This is a genomic window from Psychrobacter sp. JCM 18902 (assembly GCF_904846615.1).
Classification (GTDB): Bacteria; Pseudomonadota; Gammaproteobacteria; order Pseudomonadales; family Moraxellaceae; genus Psychrobacter.
This window is the reverse complement of record NZ_CAJHBK010000001.1, coordinates 2364845-2382289: the sequence shown is the minus strand read 5'-3', so window position 1 is coordinate 2382289 and position 17445 is coordinate 2364845. Positions and strand designations below refer to the sequence as shown.

Sequence of the window (17445 nt, the reverse complement as noted above, 5' to 3'; positions counted from 1 at the left end):
TCATTTCAACAGCCAAACATGCTCCGTGACCATTAGCTCAGGTGCCGATCCTATAGAAGTAGGTTCACTCGTCAGTTCGCTGATATGATAGTTATCGCCATAATATTGCTGTATTTGCTCGCTACTGATAGAGAACGGCGGTCCCGCTTTTTTGCTTTGGTCATAAGTGAGAGTGATGATAAATTGTGGTGCATGACCACTTATTTTACGTATATGCTCGCTATACTTCGTACGCATATTTTCTGGCAGCGCAATCAATGCGGCTTTATCATACACCGCCTTTACAGATCCGATATCCTCAGATAACAGTGCAAAAATATCAGCAACCCATAAGGTAATGGTTTGTCCTGACAACTGACCTTGATAGTATTTAATGGCTGGATTGTCTGCATGCTGGTGCACAGCAGGGGAGATATTCTGCTCAGCAAAGAATTCTTGTATCGCTGTTTCCACCAATTCAACGCCTACGACGTCGTAGCCTTGCGCTGACAGCCAAGCCATATCAATCGATTTACCACATAAAGGAACAAAGACACGGCTACCAGCTGGCAGGTTTAACTGCTTAAAGTAATTTATTAATAATGGATTCACCGCAGACTGATTAAAGCCAATGCGTTTCTCTTGCCAGCGGCTGTGCCAAAATTCAGCGTTCATACCTTCGCCTTTATTCGTTGAGGGTTATATTTGAGTTGTTTCTATCATAACTGTTTGAGTGAGAATGCTAAAGATGTTAAAAAGCCAAACGCTCGTACAATAAGCGTTTGGCTATAATAAAATGCTGAAATATTTTTTTATTCTAAATAAAAAAATATCTTCATTTTGTGGTTTAGCTCACCATATATTGACTAAACTCTTTACGCAATTTGGCAAGCTTTGGCGGTATGGCAAAGTTGCAATACCCTTGTCCTGGATTCTTATTAAAGAAATCCTGATGGGTCTCTTCTGCTTGATAAAACTCAACAGCTGGATGTACTTCGGTGACCACATTGACGCCCATATCGCGCAGTTTGTTGATAGTGCGGTCAATCGTTGGTTTCTGATTTTCTTCAGTATAAAAGACCACGCTACGATACTGGCTACCGACGTCATTGCCTTGACGATCCATTGTGGTGGGATCATGGGTGGCAAAGAAAACATCAAGTATCACTTCTAACGGGACGATAGAGTCATCGAACTCGATTTTGATGACTTCAACGTGCCCTGTATTGCCACTACAGACCGCTTCGTAGTTGGCAGAAACAGCGTCACCGCCCATGTAGCCTGAGACGACAGATTGCACACCTTTTACGGATAAAAATACCGATTCGGTACACCAAAAACAGCCACCGCCTAAAATAATGGTTTGCATAATCTTTCCTATTTTTATAAATATAAAATGCGAGCCAAGTGTTTTTTACTTAGCAATACGTATTTAGCTTAGCAGGGCATCTGACTGCGATAAGTAACAAACAGTAATGTTATAATGGGCTTTTGCTACGTCGTGCCGCTTTCAGCTAATAATGACAAGCAAGACCATCAATTATCTCCTAATTTAAGTTCTATCATCACAAAATGAGTCACACCATGAGTCAATCTAAGCCTGCTATTGTTAAACACGACACCCTATTTGACAAACCGTTTACCACGCCACTTGATAAAGCAGCGCGCTTCTCTTTTGATGAGCAAGTGGTGGCTTGTTTCCCTGATATGATTCGTCGCAGTGTACCCGGTTATGGTCAGGTGCTAGCGATGTTACCCATATTTGCCCGACGTCATTGTAAGTATCGTCAACAGGGTGACAATGGTCAGCGCGTCAGTCGAGTGTATGATTTGGGCTGTTCACTTGGCGCAGCAAGCATGACGTTGGCGGGTGAGTTTGAGCCGCAAGACTTGCAGATTAAAGCGATTGATATTTCACCAGCGATGACGACCGAAGCGACCACGTTATTGAGTGACAATTATCCTGAGCATGACATCGAAGTGATTACCGCTGATATTCGCGATGTGGAACTTGAACCCTGCGATATGGTGATTTTGAATTTAACGCTACAGTTTTTGCCAGCTGCCGATAGAGTCGCAGTATTAGAGAGAATTTATGCAGCGTTAAGTGAAGGCGGGATGCTGGTATTAACTGAAAAAACCCATGCTTTTGATGAGCAATATGATGCGTGGTTGGTTGAGCGTTATTATGATTTTAAACGTGCCAATGGTTATAGCGAGATGGAAATCAGCGGCAAACGTAATGCACTAGAGAACGTGCTTATTACTGATACCTTAGACGAGCATCATGCACGGTTAGATCAAGTTGGTTTTCAGCGTCATCTGACGTGGTTTCAGTTTTTAAACTTCGTCTCTATTGTGGCATTTAAATAATATTTTTAACACAGTTGTTTTTTGATCAATACGGTAACCTGCTTTTATGCTTAACAACACTATCACCTACGCCGAACGCGCATTATATTTAACCTTGCTAGAATTAGCCCAGCAGCAGCCGAGTGCTTATGAATGGCTTACGCGCTTGCCAACATGGTTAAATGATATCAAGGACAAAGCCAACTACGCGCATGCACCTGCTTATCAAGCGTCAGTCGCTCGTTTGCCAACATTAACCGTCAATAATGTCGATCTAAACAGTGATGTCCTGACGATTGAGGCAAATCTTAGTGAGTCTCAGCGCAAACAAACAATGGCATTATTAAAGCAGCTCATGCCGTGGCGTAAAGGGCCTTTTCAAATTGGTGGTCAGCTCGAAAATCAAATTGATAGTGGTCAGAATGAAGACCAACAAGCCGCGCCAATATTGATTGATACCGAATGGCACAGTGATTGGAAGTGGCAACGGGTCACACCGCATTTGGGGGATTTAAAAGGTCGTCGCGTATTGGATGTGGGCGGTGGCTCTGGCTATCACGGCTGGCGTATGGCTGGCGCTGGCGCGGATACAGTCATTATCATTGATCCGTCTTGCTTATTTTATCATCAGTTTATGGCGATTCGGCATTTTGTCGGGGCTGCTGATAGCTATAGAACGCATTATATCCCCGTACCACTTGAAGCCTTGCCCGAGCATAGCCAATTATTTGATACCGTATTTAGCATGGGTGTGCTCTATCATCGCCAATCGCCGTTTGAGCATTTACAACAGCTTAAAGGGCAGTTGGTCAAAGGCGGTGAGCTGGTGCTTGAAACCTTGGTTATCGAAGGTGATGCCAATACCGTACTGGTGCCACATGACCGCTATGCCCAGATGAATAACGTGTATTTTTTACCATCAGTCGCGGCATTGATAGGCTGGCTAGAAAAAGCAGGATTCTCAGACGTACGTTGCGTGGATGTAGCAGTGACTTCGATTGAGGAACAACGTAAAACGGAATGGATGACTTATCATTCGCTAGCCGACTTCTTAGATCCTAATGACTCGACTAAAACCATGGAAGGGTATCCTGCACCGATGCGCGCGACCTTGATTGCCAAAAAGTAGCGCGTGCGTACTGTATCACTCATAAGGAATATGGACAGTGAAAAAATTAACGATTTTGCTCAGCGCTATGATGGGCTTGCTGCCATTGACGTCCATATCAGCTCATGCTGCCTATGGTACGCCATTTGAAGGGTGGGGCTTTGTGCAGGACGATTGGCAAGTGGTTTGTGATAATACATTGACTTGTCGCGCAGCAGGTTATGCAGATGAGAGTATGTTCGATACGCCAGCTTCTATTTTATTAACTGTCATACCAAAAAAAGCCTTGCCGATTGCCCAAATCCAGTTTTTATCAGAAACCTCAGACAAAACCTACCATAGTGTTGAACTGTGGTTAAATGGCAAAAACCAAGGCATGCTACAACCAGATGCTGATGGTTCTGCGTACGATTTAACCGCCAAGCAAACTCAGCAACTTCTGAGTCATTCGCGTCAAAATACTAAGATAGAGATAAGAGCGGGTGATGAAAATTGGTCTATTAGCGATAGAGGCATGAGTGCCGTGCTGCTCAAGCTTGACGAAGTACAAGGTCGCGTCGGCACACCGTTGGCACTGGTTAGTAAAAACAATCCAAATCGGCAAACGCCTAAAGCAGCCAAACCAGTCCCTGTCATTAAACAAGCTTACGCCTATTCCGAAAAACATAAAAAACCATTAGATGCTAAAACATTGGCCTATCTTCAAGCGAATATAAATAAGTGGGTCGATATTGATGCCAAGGAGCTTATAGGCTCTGAAGATGATATGGGAGACTGTGAGTTGGTTAATCCAAAGAACGACGCGTATCAACGAATGCAAGAGTATGGTGCTGATAGGTTGGCTTGGACGTTTACACCCGTAGATGCCACCCATACGCTTGCCAGTCATCTTTGTTGGCAAGGTGCCTATAATGAAAGCTATGGATATTGGCTTATAGACAACGCAAACCCTCGTAGTTCGCAGCTAATCACCACCGCAGGCAATGACTATTCTGATGGCGAGATTTGGGCTGTGCATAAAGACCGTGGGATTGGTGATTGCTGGAATCATGCGATATGGGTTTGGAATGGTCAAACATTTGCCAAATCAGAAGATTCCAGCTCAGGAATGTGTCGCGGTTTTGCTGGTGGTGCGTGGGATTTACCAACTTACGTGAGTGAAGTCGTAAAAAATGATAGCAAGGCTCAGTGAGTGATATTCTGATAGGAATGATTGACACACTATAAAGTGAAGCCGTCATGAGCCATGCATTTTTTAATTGATTATTTAACCGTCTATTTACAGTGATAGGCGAGTTATTTATTACCTATCATTGACAGTGAAGACACGGCTTAATTATATAAAAATTATATTAACCACCTTTTAAAAGCGACTTCCAACAATAGCTTGAGTAAGAAGCCCACAAACCCTGCGCCTAGTGCTAAGAAAATCCAAAATGTGCCCGCGCGCCCAGCTTGAGATTCTTTAGAGATATCCCACATAATAAAAAATAAGAAGGCGATGAATATGGGTAGTAAAACATACAATCCCCAACTGGTAACTGTACTGGCAGCAATAGCAAACATGGCATAATCCTATAAAGTAGTAACGCCGTCTTTATTTATTTCTATTATTTTATGGATCTTTTGATAATAATTGCCTTCAAAATGAAGTATCACCATTCATGATATAAGCAGTAATCCATAAAATAAGTCAGAAAAAAGCAGGCAGCAATACAAACCGTTATTATAACGCGGAAGCGAGCAGGTATAAACTGCTGCTAAGTATGAGACAACAGTAACGCTACAATTTGCAGGGCTGACTGATCGGTAACAGCGCTAAATGCTGATCTATTTAAAATATTTTAATCTGACTTATCGTGAATGAAAGCACAGGCAACGCGTCTGTTAGAGCGTGTCTGCAATTCAAGCGATTACTATCTAAATGAGCTAAAAATGGCTAAATTTTGCCAAACATCGTCAAATAGCTTATCAATATCTCGATATTATTTGCGCTATTTTCCTTGATTAGCGGCAACTTATCTCCTTTTTATCACCATTTTTAAAATGAGGACATGCCCTAGTCACCTAAATTATCAGTGTTAACTGTCATAACCGTAAGATTTTAGTGCTAATTTTGGTGCAAATGGTGCAATGCAGGGCAAAGATTGTTATATTTACAGGTTACTTATCTTTTTTGTATTATTTTATCCCCTGCAATGTCGGTCGCTATTATAATAGGCAGTTATTGGCTGCTCGCATTCGCCACATTTTTATACCGTTTTTGTTGTTTATTTAACTGAGTTCAAATCCTTATGTCACAAGCCCAAATTGATACACTTGCATCACTATTTAATGATGCGATTCGAACCCTACAAGCAGATGGCACGTTACCAAGCGATTGGCAAAATAATAGCCAAATCACCCGTACTAAAGACTTAAGCCATGGTGATTTTGCCAGTAATATCGCGCTGACAGCGGCCAAAGCTGCCAAGGTCAATCCACGACAGCTTGCCGAAAAAATCGTCAATGCGCTGCCTAAAAACCAAGACATTCGCCAAGTAGAAATCGCAGGTCCAGGCTTTATTAACGTGTTCTTAAATGCGGAAGCCAAATTTGCGGTATTAGATGATATCTTTGCCTTGCAAGATCGCTTTGGTTTAAGCGATCAGTTTGACGGGCAAAAAATTCAGGTTGAGTTTGTCTCTGCCAATCCAACGTCAAGTTTGCACGTTGGGCACGGTCGCGGTGCAGCGTTCGGTATGAGCGTGGCAAACCTGCTGGAAGCGATTGGTTATGACGTCACGCGTGAATATTATGTCAATGACGCCGGTCGTCAAATGGATATCTTGGCGACCAGTACCTATTTGCGTTATCTGGAAAGCAACGGTGAGAAAATAATCTTCCCAGTCAATGGCTATCAAGGTGATTATGTCAGTGACATCGCCCAAACGTTAAAAGCGCAACACGGTGATCATTACGTTCATAGCTTTGCAGCAATCGCCAAAGATGTGCCAGCAGATGCGGAGTTTGAGATTAATGCGGACGGCGAAAAAACATTGCTATCAGGTGACAAAGAAGCGCATATTGATGGCCTAATTGCTAACAGTAAAGCCTTGCTTGGCGAGGGTTATGAGCTGTTTTTAAATGCGGCATTGAGCAGTATTTTAGCCGATATCAAAGATGACTTAAATGACTTTGGTGTGCGCTACGAGTGCTGGTTTAGCGAAAGATCGATCGATAGCGAGATTGAGCCAGTCTTGCAAACCTTAGATGAAAAAGGTTATCTGTACGAAAAAGACGGTAATATTTGGTTTAAATCAACCGATTTTGGTGATGAAAAAGACCGTGTTGTGCGCCGTGCCAATGGTCAATCTACTTATTTTGCTTCTGATATTGCCTATCACAAAAACAAATTTGATCGTGGTTTTGATAAAGTGGTCAATGTTTGGGGTGCCGATCATCATGGTTATGTGCCACGCGTAAAAGCCGCTTTATTGGCGCTTGGTATTGATGCCGAGCGTTTAGATGTGGTGCTTGTGCAATTTGTTGCACTATGGCGTGGCAGTGAAAAAGTGCAAATGTCCTCGCGCTCAGGTCAATTTGTCACCCTGCGCGATTTACGTACCGAAGTTGGTAACGACGCCGCGCGTTTTTATTATGTCGCCCGTAAGCCTGAAGTGCATATTGATTTTGATCTGGAGCTGGCTAAATCACAAAGCAAAGACAATCAAGTGTATTACATTCAATACGCGCATGCCCGTGTTTGCCGAGTATTAGAAAAGCTACAGAACAGTAGTCTTGTGGTAGACGATGCGATTGGTTTAGAACATCAAAACTTACTTAGCGCATCAAACGAAGACGAGCTGATTAAATTATTAGCAGGATATCCAGCGACATTATTACGCGCCGCGACGGGTTATGAGCCACATGTCTTGACCAACTATCTTAAAGAGTTGGCAGCGCTATTTCATGGTTGGTATGACAGTAATCGCATTTTGCCAGTGAGTTTGACCTCAGGTGAGACACCAAGCTTGGATGAGATGGAATTGATGCAAGCCCGTTTGCGTTTGTCTAAAGCCGTACGTCAAGTATTGGCCAATGGTCTTAGTTTGTTAGGGTTGTCGGCACCATCTAACATGTAGTTTTTTTCTAGTATATAGTAACTTTCTAACATGTAGTATGAGTATAGATGACTGCCAGCCATAATTTGATGATAGTTAGATTCAGTAGGGAGAACCAGATCCATGCTAGCCAAAAAACCTAAAGGTGCGACTGAAAAACGCAAAACAAGTAGCGTATCAGGCTTATTGTGGATGTTTGTCGGGGCTGTATTGACCCTTATGATAGGGGTGTTTATATACTTGTCACCATTATTTGATTTCAGTCCTGCTGACAGCACCGCTGGTAATGATCCTGATCGTCAGGTACAGCCACGTGTCGACACTGATACTGATAATGGTGATTATGAGTTCTATGATATTTTGCCCAATCAAGAGATGGCGACTATTCCTGATGAAGATATTGCTGATACAGGCAATGACCGCATAGGGGATATCAGTGCCTTTGAGCCTGATGTGGTGGTGACTCAACCTGAAGATGGTTCAGCCAGTCGCAATGATGATACTGGTAACTTTGGTATCTCTGAAAACACGGTCATTGCGCCCAGTCGTGGAAATAACGCTGCTACCAGTAATAGCGGCGATGACATTGTGATCGTTGAAGAAGATGCGACCTATGATGGATCGACGCCTGCTAGTAGCAATAATACGTCTACCAATAATGCAGGCGCAGGTACTGCTAGCGTTCAGGCTGCAAAACCTGCGGCAACTTATATTTTGCAGATCAACAGCTTCGGTGATGCGGATGAAGCAGATCGCCGCCGTGCTCAAGTGTTGATGGCAGGTGTAGACGCTCGCGTGGTCAAGAATACGACGGGTAATGGTTTGCCAATCTATCAAGTTATTTCTCGCCCGATGAATAACCGCCAAGCAGTAACCACTGCTCAGCAGCGCCTACAGAATAACGGTATTGACTCCATTATTGTTGAACAGCGTCGTTAAGTTGCGCTGTTTAATGACAGTTATAGTTCTTTATGAATAATAAAAAAAGCGTCGCAATGACGTTTTTTTTATCTCTGATTTTTAGCAAAGTTATTTTTCTGTTGGTTTATTACCTTTCATCAAAAATTTTATAAAGAGCATGGCTATGACAGTCTCTCATTTAGCAACACCGCCTACCAGCTTTATTAAAGCATTTTTCCAAAAGTATTTTATTGATGCGTTTACTGGCATGGCTTTAGGGCTATTTGTCACATTGATTGCTGGTCTAATCATCTCGCAAATCGGTGGCTGGTTAGATTTGCCCGCATTGGTTGCGGTGGGCAAGCTTGCCTCAGTACTAATGGGTGCAGGTATCGGAGTAGGTATCGCCTATTACCTTAAAGCACCGACGCTCGTCATGCTCAGCTGCTTGGTGGCGGGTATGCTTGGCGCACACTCTGAAGCATTAATGGCAGGGACGTTATTTACGCCCCAAGTAGGCGGACCTGCGACCTTTGCCGCGTTACCGGGCAATCCGATAGGGGCGTATTTGACCTCGGTATTTGCTTATCGTGCTGGTACTTGGGTCGCTGGCAAAACCAAGCTTGATATTCTATTGGTTCCTTTATTGGTATGCGCGGTAGCATTAGCAGTTTGCGCACTACTGAATCCACCTATCGTCGCTGCGGTCGCTGCCATTGGTCAAGGTATTCAAGCGGCCACCGAGTTACAGCCTCTGTTAATGGGTATTGTGATTGCAGTGGTGGTGGGTATTTTATTGACTTTGCCAACGTCCAGCGCTGCTATTTGTATCGCAATTGGGCTTGGTGGCGTAGCAGGCGGGGCAGCAGTGGTAGGCTGTGCGGCACACATGATTGGCTTTGCCGTTGCAAGCTATAAAGACAACGGCGTCAGTGGCGTGATATCTCAAGGTCTGGGCACCAGTATGCTACAGATTCCTAATGTGTTAAAAAAACCGCTGGTGTTATTGCCTGCTGTGATTGCCAGCGCCATCGTTGGTCCTATCGCGACAGTAGGTTTTGGACTGGCATGTACGGCAACGGGTGCGGGTATGGGTACCGCCGGATTGGTCGGCGTATTTGGAGTGATTGAAGCGTCACAAGACATCATGAGTACGGGCCAATTATGGACAGCGATTATCCTGTTGATGTTTGTATTACCTGCCCTAATTGCAGGGGTGGTCGCTCATGTGATGCGCCGCGTGGGCTGGCTGGTTGATGGTGATATGAAATTGCCTTAAATTAAAGATAAAGGACGCAAACTGTCCTAACTATCAATAATAAAAAAGCCCAGCTATTAAATAACTGGGCTTTTTTACTATATAAATTATGAGCTTGTTTTAATTAGCGGCGTACATCTTTAGGGGCATCACCATTGGGCCAGTCTTTATCTTTGTTGGCTTTGATAGGTCGCGGCAGATGGGTAAAGTAAGCGGCAATATCGACCGCTTCTTGGTCACTAAGCGAGTTACCTTGACCAAAGGGCATTTTGCCTTTGATAAAGGCCGCTGCTGTATAAGTCCGCGCCATACCTGCACCATCGTTAAAGGACTTGTCTCCGGCTACTGCTGGATAGATATAAGTGCCATCGTCGTTATATTGACCTTCGCCATTTTCACCATGGCAAACGCTACATTTTTCAGCAAACAGCTTTTTGCCATTGTCCGTATTTGGCTCTAAAGTTTTATCTACCTTAACAAAACTGCGACCTTCAGGCGAGACGCCATAAGGCAAGCCCTGTGATAGCCAGCTCATATAAGACACCATCGCATTCATATCATCTGAACCTAGGTCAAGCGCTTTGCCATTCATTGAGCGTTCAAAACAGCCATTGATGCGCTCTTGTATTGAATTCACGCGACCAGCACGTGAACGATAAATAGGATAAATACCCGGCATGCCATTCCAAGGCGCCGCGTAGGCCTCTGAGCCGTTACCCAAGTGACAGCTGGTACAGTTCAACTGGTTGCCGACATTGTCAGGCATCTCTTTATAAGTATGATTGGCGATTTGTAAGCCGCGACGTACTGCTGCGCCGAACTCATCATCTGGAATAGTGGACTCATCTGGCATGCTAACGCTCAGTTTGGCGCTTGGATTTGCAGCCATCTCGTCTTTAATTTCTGCGGCACGTGCCTCAAGTGACTTAACGCGGGCTAATGCTTCAGCTTCTTCGATACGGTCGACAGCCTTGGTATCTGATTCACTACAGCCTGACAGGCTAACCGCACCAATAGCAAAGATAGCAGCCAGTAAAACGGAGGAAGAGGGTTTGACCCTTAAAAGTATTTTCATTGGAATATCCTTATTATCAAAAATAATATGTAATAATATATTTTTATGATAATTTAGCTGTCAAAATGACAGAAGTAATCTTAATTTTTGTGCAAAAATCTGAATGATTCATCAATCTGTAAGTTGCTAGAAACATAATTGTATCAAATATTAAATACTTAAAGTATATAAATAGATAAAGTGTTTTGGCTTTAGAGAGATATGAATTAATTTCATACCGTATGAAGAACGATATTGAAAGACAGTATTGACATTCTATCGATCAAAAAAGCGCTTAAATATTATCAATATTTAAGCGCTTTTTTGTGGGCAAATACTCTTAGAATATATTATTTTGGTGTGCTTGGTTTTTTATGGCGGCGTGGTTTGAGCTTACGAGAGAGCTTATGGACATCGTTCAATATTTGACTGTATGTCGCTGGAAAGACACGCTGTACCGCGTCGATTATCTTGGCATCATTGCCAATAAGACAGCGCGGTTGATTGGTCACGGCAGCCTGCAAAATAATCCAAGCGGCATTGCTTGCATCAAATTTCAGGAATTTATTAAAGCTCTGAATGGCTTTGGGGCCAGTACGCATGCCAATATCATTGATACTATCATTGCCACGGGCACTATTGGCAATATTGGTTTTAATCCCACCGGGATGAATACAGGTCGCTGACACACCGCAGCGCTGAATATCTAACTCTTGACGCAAGCTTTCAGTAAAGCCGCGTACAGCAAATTTACTGGCGTTATACGCAGATTGTGACGGCTGCGCGGTCAAGCCAAACAGGCTTGAGATATTAATGATGTGACCATGCTCATTAAATTGGAGTGATCTGTTTTTTTTGCTGCCATTTGTCGATTCGCTGTGTTTAACACTGTTTTTAATCAATGGCAAAAATGCCTTGGTGCCATAGACCACACCCCAAAAATTGATGTCCATGACCCATTCAAGCTCGCTAAGGCTACTGCCTTCTACGGTCGAATATAGCGCCACGCCTGCATTATTAAAGATGAAGTTCACTTTGCCATGGTCTGCCATGACGCTATCTGCCCACGCTTCCACGGCTTTATTGTCTGAGACATCAAGCACCGTCATAGTCGCTTTGATATCATAACCGACGAGCAATTCTTTGGTCTGTGCCAGTTGCACCGCGTTGATATCAGAGAGCGCCACGTGGCAGCCCATCTTTGCCAAATGAATAGCCAACTCGCGCCCCATACCAGAGCCTGCACCCGTAATAGCCGCGACATGATTATGATAATAAGGAGTAATATTTTGGTCTATCGTGGTATGAAAAGGCAAGTGTTGACGTAATGAGGTTGCGATAGAAGTAAAATTGTTAAGCATGATAAACAGTCCTTTGTTTCATCAGTGATAGGTGTTGGTAGCACATTTACCTTAGCATGCTTTGTGGCTTTAGCTATGAACGATTGATAGACGCCGCTGTCACTTTACTCATACATTAGCTATCATAAAAAGATCATAAGTGAGCAGCCATAAAAAAACGTCTAGCATAAGATATGCTAGACGCCTTTATTTCAATGACAGTTTTAATAAAGCTGATAACAATCGCTAAGCGTCGATCGCTATTTGCTCTGAGTCGTCGGTAGAAAAGATTATTTCAGGTGTTTTACCTTCATTAATCACTTGCTCATCGACGATGACAGTCTTGGCGTTTTTCATCGAAGGCAACTCGTACATAGTCTCAAGGAGCGCATTTTCAACGATAGAACGTAGTCCGCGAGCACCAGTCTTACGCGCCATAGCTTTTTTGGCAATCGCATCGAGCGCTTCTTTGGTAAAGCTTATGTCGGCGCCTTCCATATCAAACAGATACTTATATTGCTTAACCAAAGCGTTTTTTGGTTCCGTCAATATCTGAACCAATGCTTCTTCGTCCAGCTCTGTGAGCGCAGCAAGAACAGGAAGACGACCGATGAGCTCAGGAATAAGACCAAATTTGATCAAATCTTCAGGCTCTACTTGTTGCAGTAATTCTGAGCTGCGTTTGCTATCGTCTTTTGAGCTGACATCCGCATTAAAGCCGATACCGCCTTTTTCTGTACGCTGCTGAATAACCGCATCAAGACCGGCAAACGCCCCACCGACGATGATTAAGATGTTACTCGTATCAACTTGGATCAGCTCTTGCTGTGGATGCTTACGACCACCATGTGGCGGAATGGCAGCGACCGTACCTTCGATAAGCTTTAGCAATGCTTGCTGTACGCCTTCGCCTGACACATCACGGGTGATAGACGGGTTGTCGCCTTTTTTACTGATTTTATCAATCTCATCGATATAGATGATGCCTTGTTCCGCTTTACTGACATCATAATCTGATGCTTGTAGTAGTTTTTGCACGATGTTTTCGACATCTTCACCGACATAACCGGCCTCGGTCAAGGTCGTCGCATCGGCCATCGCAAAAGGCACATCCAGTAGGCGAGCCAAGGTTTGCGCGAGTAGAGTCTTACCAGAACCCGTTGGGCCAATCAACAAGATATTGCTCTTAGCCAATTCAACCATGGCATCGTCAGCGCCAATCTTCGCTTTTTTGCTGTCATTGGCTAAGGTTTGGCTAACTTTTAGACGCTTATAATGGTTATAAACGGCAACTGCTAGTGCTTTTTTAGCAGCGTCTTGTCCAATGACGTATTCATCAAGCTTGGCACGCAGCTCTTTTGGCGTTGGTAGCTTTTTATTGACCCAAGACGTATCAATGTCGCTGTCATCATCGCCATCTTCAGCGCTATCAGCGATCAAATCGGTACATAGCTCAATACATTCATTACAGATATTGGCATCGTCAGCGGCAATCAGCTGCTGTACATCGCTTTTGGCTTTGCCGCAAAACGAGCAATGCGGGGTGTTATCTTCTGCCATAAAAGGCGCTCCTAAAATTTAAAACTTACAAATATTTTGATTTTTTACATCAAAGCCAAAACGTATAACGCTCAGGCTTTTGATGCCCATCAAAGCTTTTGCTCTTATGCGGTAATTATAAAGAAGTAGGGCGGCGCTCTAATACTTCATCAACCAGACCGTATTCTTTGGCTTCTTTCGCATCTAACCAAAAGTCACGCTCAACGTCTTTTTCAATTTTCTCTAATGGTTGACCAGTACGTTCTGCCAAAATCTCATTTAAACGGGCACGCGTTTTTAGAATTTCACGCGCATTAATTTCGATATCGGTTGCTTGACCTTGCGCGCCGCCTGAAGGCTGATGAATCATGACACGAGCATTGGCAAGAGAGTAACGCTTGCCTTTTTGACCAGCCGCGAGCAAGAACGAGCCCATGCTATAAGCGCCGCCCATACAGATGGTCGATACTTCAGGTTTGATGAAGTTCATGGTATCAAAGATTGCCAAGCCCGCACTCACTGAGCCGCCTGGTGAATTGATATACAAGTGAATGTCTTTGTCTGGGTTTTCTGCTTCTAAAAATAGCAACTGTGCAACAATCAGATTGGCCATATGGTCTTCGACTTGACCGGTCAAAAAGATAACGCGCTCACGCAATAGACGCGAGAAAATATCAAACGAGCGTTCACCGCGAGAGGATTGTTCAACGACCATTGGTACTAATGCTGCATGCGCAGCTTGAGGGGCGCTTTGGGTATATTGCATGCCTTGTGCGTCATTATGCGCACTCATCAGCATATCAAAATGTGGGTTGGCAGTGATGCGATCATAATCTGTCATAAAGATGTCCTGTTTATAAGTACATAAAATAAAGGGATTGAAGCTAGCGAGCGGCTACGCTTGTATGGCTGCTCATCATGCTAGATGTTGCCGCTTTTTAATAATATTCGCTGGCTGGAATAATAAGCGCCAGATATCGCTAAAAATAATTGAGCTAATGGTAACTTTTTTATTGAGGCAATAGTAACTTTTTCATGTGAAAAATAATTTTCTATTTATAACATGAGTGCTATTAATAAAATGATTGACTCACTATTAATAAGGCGTCTGTAACCATTTATCAAGGGGCTTGGTTATAAACTGTCCATAAAGATAGCATATAAATCCCCAATAAAAATGCCCTAACATATATGTTAGAGCATTGCGTTAGAGCATGTTTAGATTGAGATTAGCAATTTGCCATTGAATGGCAAATTGCTAGGTTATCTCACTAAATTACATGCCTTGCTGCTGTTGTTGCTGTGCAGCTAATAGGTCTTGGTAGCTAACTTCTTTATCAGTTACTTTACCTTGCTCGATTAGATAATCAACCACTTGGTCTTCTAGTACCACAGACTCAATGTTCGCGCGCTGCTGCTTGTCATTGGTGTAATACTCGATTACTTCACTTGGATCTTCGTAGTTTTCAGCGGCTTCTTTGATGAAGGTTTCAACGCGTTCTTGATCGACTTCTAAGCCTTTGGTATCGATAACGCGAGCAACGATGATGCCAAGACGGGCAGCACGTAGCGCTTGCTCTTCAAATAGCTCATTTGGTAGCATGTCTTTATCGAAGCTATCAGCATTAGCACCAAACTGCTGAGAAAAACGTTGCATCATCATGTTGCGCTGACGCTCGATTTCTTGCTCTAGCATGGCGTTTGGTACGTCAAACTCGTTCTTTTCTAGCAATGCGTCAAAAGTCGCTTGCTTAACTTGGCTACGAGCCGCGTTTTTGATTTCGCGTTCCATGTTTTTGCGAACGTCTTCTTTCAACTTCTCAATGCCACCTTCTTTCACGCCGAATAGCTCAAGGAAATCTTCGTTGATTTCTGGTAGCTTAGATTTTTCAACCAATTTTACATTGATTTTGAACTGAGCTTCTTTACCCGCTAAGTTTTCAGCTTGGTAATCTTCTGGGAAAGTCACGTCGATAACTTTCTCTTCGCCAGCTTTCATGCCTTTGATACCCGCTTCAAAACCAGGAATCATCTGGTTGCTACCGATAACCAGTTTGAAGTCTTCAGCAGAACCGCCTTCGAATTTTTCGCCATCGATAGAGCCTTCAAAGTCAAAAGTTACTTGATTGCCTTTGTCCGCTTTACCTTTTTTCTCAACGAATTCTTCACGTTGCTTTTGAAGGTTTTCGATCATGGTGTCGACGTCTTCTTCGCTTACTTTAGCCGTGTGACGCTCAACTTCGATCTCATCGATACCTTGTACGTCTACTTCTGGGAAGATTTCAACAGTGGCTTGATAAACCAAGAAATCGTCTTCAAGTTTTACGTCGTCGATGTTAGGCATGCCAACCGCGCGGATGTCTTCAGATTTGATCGCTTCAAAAACGGTATCGCGGATCACATCGTTGATGACTTCTTGTTGAATGCCAGCACCGTACTGTGAACGGATGTGTGACATAGGGACGTTACCTTTACGGAAACCGTCAATCTTGGCAGTTTTCGCAACTTGGCGAATACGACCTTCGACTTTGTTTTGAATTTTTTCGACAGGTACTTTAACTGTCAATTGGGTTTCTTTATTAGATAACTTGTTGGTTGTGACTTGTAAATCTGTAGCCATGTTAATTACACCTTTAGGATTAAATAGTACGTTTGATTAAATAGTACTTAGGGTTAAATGGTAATAGACAAACCGTGCCTCAAATTACGGGCGTGTACCATGGGTTGCCGTTGGAATAAATAGGGGATAGCGATAGCGCAAAATGTCAAAGTCAGTACCTTGAGCAATCGCCTTTGGTCACCACTGGCGCTGACTGATACTAAAATGTGGAACGGTTATCTTAGTAATAGGCGCTATCAGATATCAATCATAAACCGTTAATGCACCGCATAATAACGCTTTTTGGTGAATTATACAGACAAATAACGGCTTTCAACAAAATTTTAAAAGTAGAACAGTATAATCTATCTGTTTATTAAAGTAAAAATTATCTCTTTATCGTCCATTCCTTTTGAATCTGCTACATCGTCAATCTCGCTTAAACTACGATTTGTACCTCTGCGCTAGACTTTCTTGTATCAGCATTAATAGCTAAAGGGTTAAATTGAATCGACTATAGCTTTTAGAGGTTATCTACAACGGCAACTGCGCCAATAATTGCTGAATCGCTTGACCACGATGACTGATACTGTTTTTATCAGCAGCGCTCAAGCTAGCCGCACTAGCTTGCAAGTCAGGTAACCAAAACAATGGATCATAACCAAAGCCGCCGTCACCATGCGCTGTCTCTGAAATCTCACCATGCCACAATCCTTGAGCGATAATCGGTAGCGGATCATCAGCATGGCGCACCATCGCCAGTACGCAAACAAATAACCCTTTAATAGGCTCGTTAGCCTGCTCAGTACGAATAGGCTGCAAGTCAGCGATGAGCTTGGCGTTGTTTTTACCATCATTACCATGCTCACCAGTATAGCGAGCGGAGTAGATGCCCGGTGCGTTACCTAATACTGGCACACATAATCCTGAATCATCAGCAATCGCAGGCAATCCGCTGATACGGCTGGCATGACGTGCTTTAATAATAGCGTTTTCTACAAAGCTCAACCCATCTTCAATCGCATCGTCGATATCAAGCTGACCTTGCGGGATGATCGTCACATCCAAATCTGCCTCGGCAAACAGCCTTTTAAACTCAGCCAGTTTGCCTTTATTATTACTGGCGAGCACCCATTGATTATCAGGAGTCGATTGGGTGAAGGATCGTGAGGTATTCGTGGTGCTCATAGGGTTATTCCGTTATGTCATTATT

15 protein-coding genes are annotated in these 17445 nt (G+C 43.4%); 6 read left to right on the top strand and 9 right to left on the bottom strand.

Features of this window, described 5'->3' with window-relative positions; genetic code table 11:
* The gene (gene tmpT / locus JMY05_RS09805; RefSeq protein WP_045448025.1) at window positions 1–654 is read right to left on the bottom strand and encodes a thiopurine S-methyltransferase; all 654 of its coding nucleotides are present in this window, start codon (window positions 652–654) and stop codon (window positions 1–3) included.
* A 172-nt stretch (window positions 655–826) separates the two neighbouring features.
* Window positions 827–1348, bottom strand: coding sequence for a peptide-methionine (S)-S-oxide reductase MsrA (msrA, locus tag JMY05_RS09800; RefSeq protein WP_045448022.1), 522 nt, complete (start codon window positions 1346–1348; stop codon window positions 827–829).
* A gap of 203 nt (window positions 1349–1551) precedes the next feature.
* Here msrA and cmoA point away from each other — a divergent pair, with 203 nt between their 5' ends.
* Genes cmoA through JMY05_RS09785 form a run of 3 tightly spaced genes read left to right on the top strand, consistent with a single transcriptional unit; the run spans window position 1552 to window position 4631 of the window.
* Window positions 1552–2352 carry a carboxy-S-adenosyl-L-methionine synthase CmoA gene (gene cmoA / locus JMY05_RS09795; RefSeq protein WP_045448020.1) on the top strand — a complete coding sequence of 267 codons (801 nt, stop codon included), beginning with the start codon at window positions 1552–1554 and terminating at the stop codon, window positions 2350–2352.
* A gap of 46 nt (window positions 2353–2398) precedes the next feature.
* Window positions 2399–3460 (top strand): tRNA 5-methoxyuridine(34)/uridine 5-oxyacetic acid(34) synthase CmoB, encoded by a 1062-nt coding sequence (cmoB, locus tag JMY05_RS09790; protein WP_045448018.1) that lies wholly within the window; start codon window positions 2399–2401, stop codon window positions 3458–3460.
* A 37-nt stretch (window positions 3461–3497) separates the two neighbouring features.
* Complete coding sequence (locus tag JMY05_RS09785) at window positions 3498–4631, top strand: DUF1176 domain-containing protein (protein WP_201614953.1); 1134 nt, start codon at window positions 3498–3500, stop codon at window positions 4629–4631.
* A 155-nt stretch (window positions 4632–4786) separates the two neighbouring features.
* Here the strand turns inward: JMY05_RS09785 and JMY05_RS09780 are convergent, their stop codons facing one another.
* Complete coding sequence (locus tag JMY05_RS09780) at window positions 4787–5005, bottom strand: DUF2788 domain-containing protein (RefSeq protein WP_045448016.1); 219 nt, start codon at window positions 5003–5005, stop codon at window positions 4787–4789.
* 728 nt (window positions 5006–5733) lie between these two features.
* Between JMY05_RS09780 and argS the strand changes: the two genes are divergently transcribed.
* The 3 genes from argS to JMY05_RS09765 all read left to right on the top strand — a co-directional run bounded on the left by argS (window position 5734) and on the right by JMY05_RS09765 (window position 9721).
* Complete coding sequence (gene argS, locus JMY05_RS09775) at window positions 5734–7563, top strand: arginine--tRNA ligase (protein WP_201614951.1); 1830 nt, start codon at window positions 5734–5736, stop codon at window positions 7561–7563.
* Between the two features lie 102 nt (window positions 7564–7665).
* Complete coding sequence (locus JMY05_RS09770) at window positions 7666–8481, top strand: SPOR domain-containing protein (RefSeq protein ID WP_198330287.1); 816 nt, start codon at window positions 7666–7668, stop codon at window positions 8479–8481.
* Between the two features lie 145 nt (window positions 8482–8626).
* Entirely contained in the window at window positions 8627–9721 is a 1095-nt protein-coding gene (locus JMY05_RS09765; RefSeq protein ID WP_265089057.1) for a PTS transporter subunit IIC, read from the top strand.
* Between the two features lie 103 nt (window positions 9722–9824).
* Here JMY05_RS09765 and JMY05_RS09760 read toward each other — a convergent pair whose 3' ends face one another.
* The 6 genes from JMY05_RS09760 to rdgB all read right to left on the bottom strand — a co-directional run bounded on the left by JMY05_RS09760 (window position 9825) and on the right by rdgB (window position 17420).
* A complete protein-coding gene (locus tag JMY05_RS09760) occupies window positions 9825–10775 on the bottom strand; it encodes a c-type cytochrome (protein ID WP_045448014.1) in 951 nt (316 codons plus the stop codon).
* A gap of 329 nt (window positions 10776–11104) precedes the next feature.
* Window positions 11105–12115, bottom strand: coding sequence for an SDR family NAD(P)-dependent oxidoreductase (locus tag JMY05_RS09755; protein WP_201614947.1), 1011 nt, complete (start codon window positions 12113–12115; stop codon window positions 11105–11107).
* Between the two features lie 225 nt (window positions 12116–12340).
* Entirely contained in the window at window positions 12341–13654 is a 1314-nt protein-coding gene (clpX, locus tag JMY05_RS09750) for an ATP-dependent protease ATP-binding subunit ClpX (protein ID WP_045448011.1), read from the bottom strand.
* 115 nt (window positions 13655–13769) lie between these two features.
* Window positions 13770–14474, bottom strand: a complete 705-nt coding sequence (clpP, locus tag JMY05_RS09745; RefSeq protein ID WP_270896824.1) for an ATP-dependent Clp endopeptidase proteolytic subunit ClpP — start codon at window positions 14472–14474, stop codon at window positions 13770–13772.
* 435 nt (window positions 14475–14909) lie between these two features.
* Complete coding sequence (gene tig / locus JMY05_RS09740; protein ID WP_045448008.1) at window positions 14910–16253, bottom strand: trigger factor; 1344 nt, start codon at window positions 16251–16253, stop codon at window positions 14910–14912.
* A 513-nt stretch (window positions 16254–16766) separates the two neighbouring features.
* On the bottom strand, window positions 16767–17420 hold the full coding sequence (gene rdgB, locus JMY05_RS09735; RefSeq protein ID WP_201614944.1) for an RdgB/HAM1 family non-canonical purine NTP pyrophosphatase: 654 nt from the start codon (window positions 17418–17420) through the stop codon (window positions 16767–16769).
* Window positions 17421–17445: the final 25 nt, after the last annotated feature.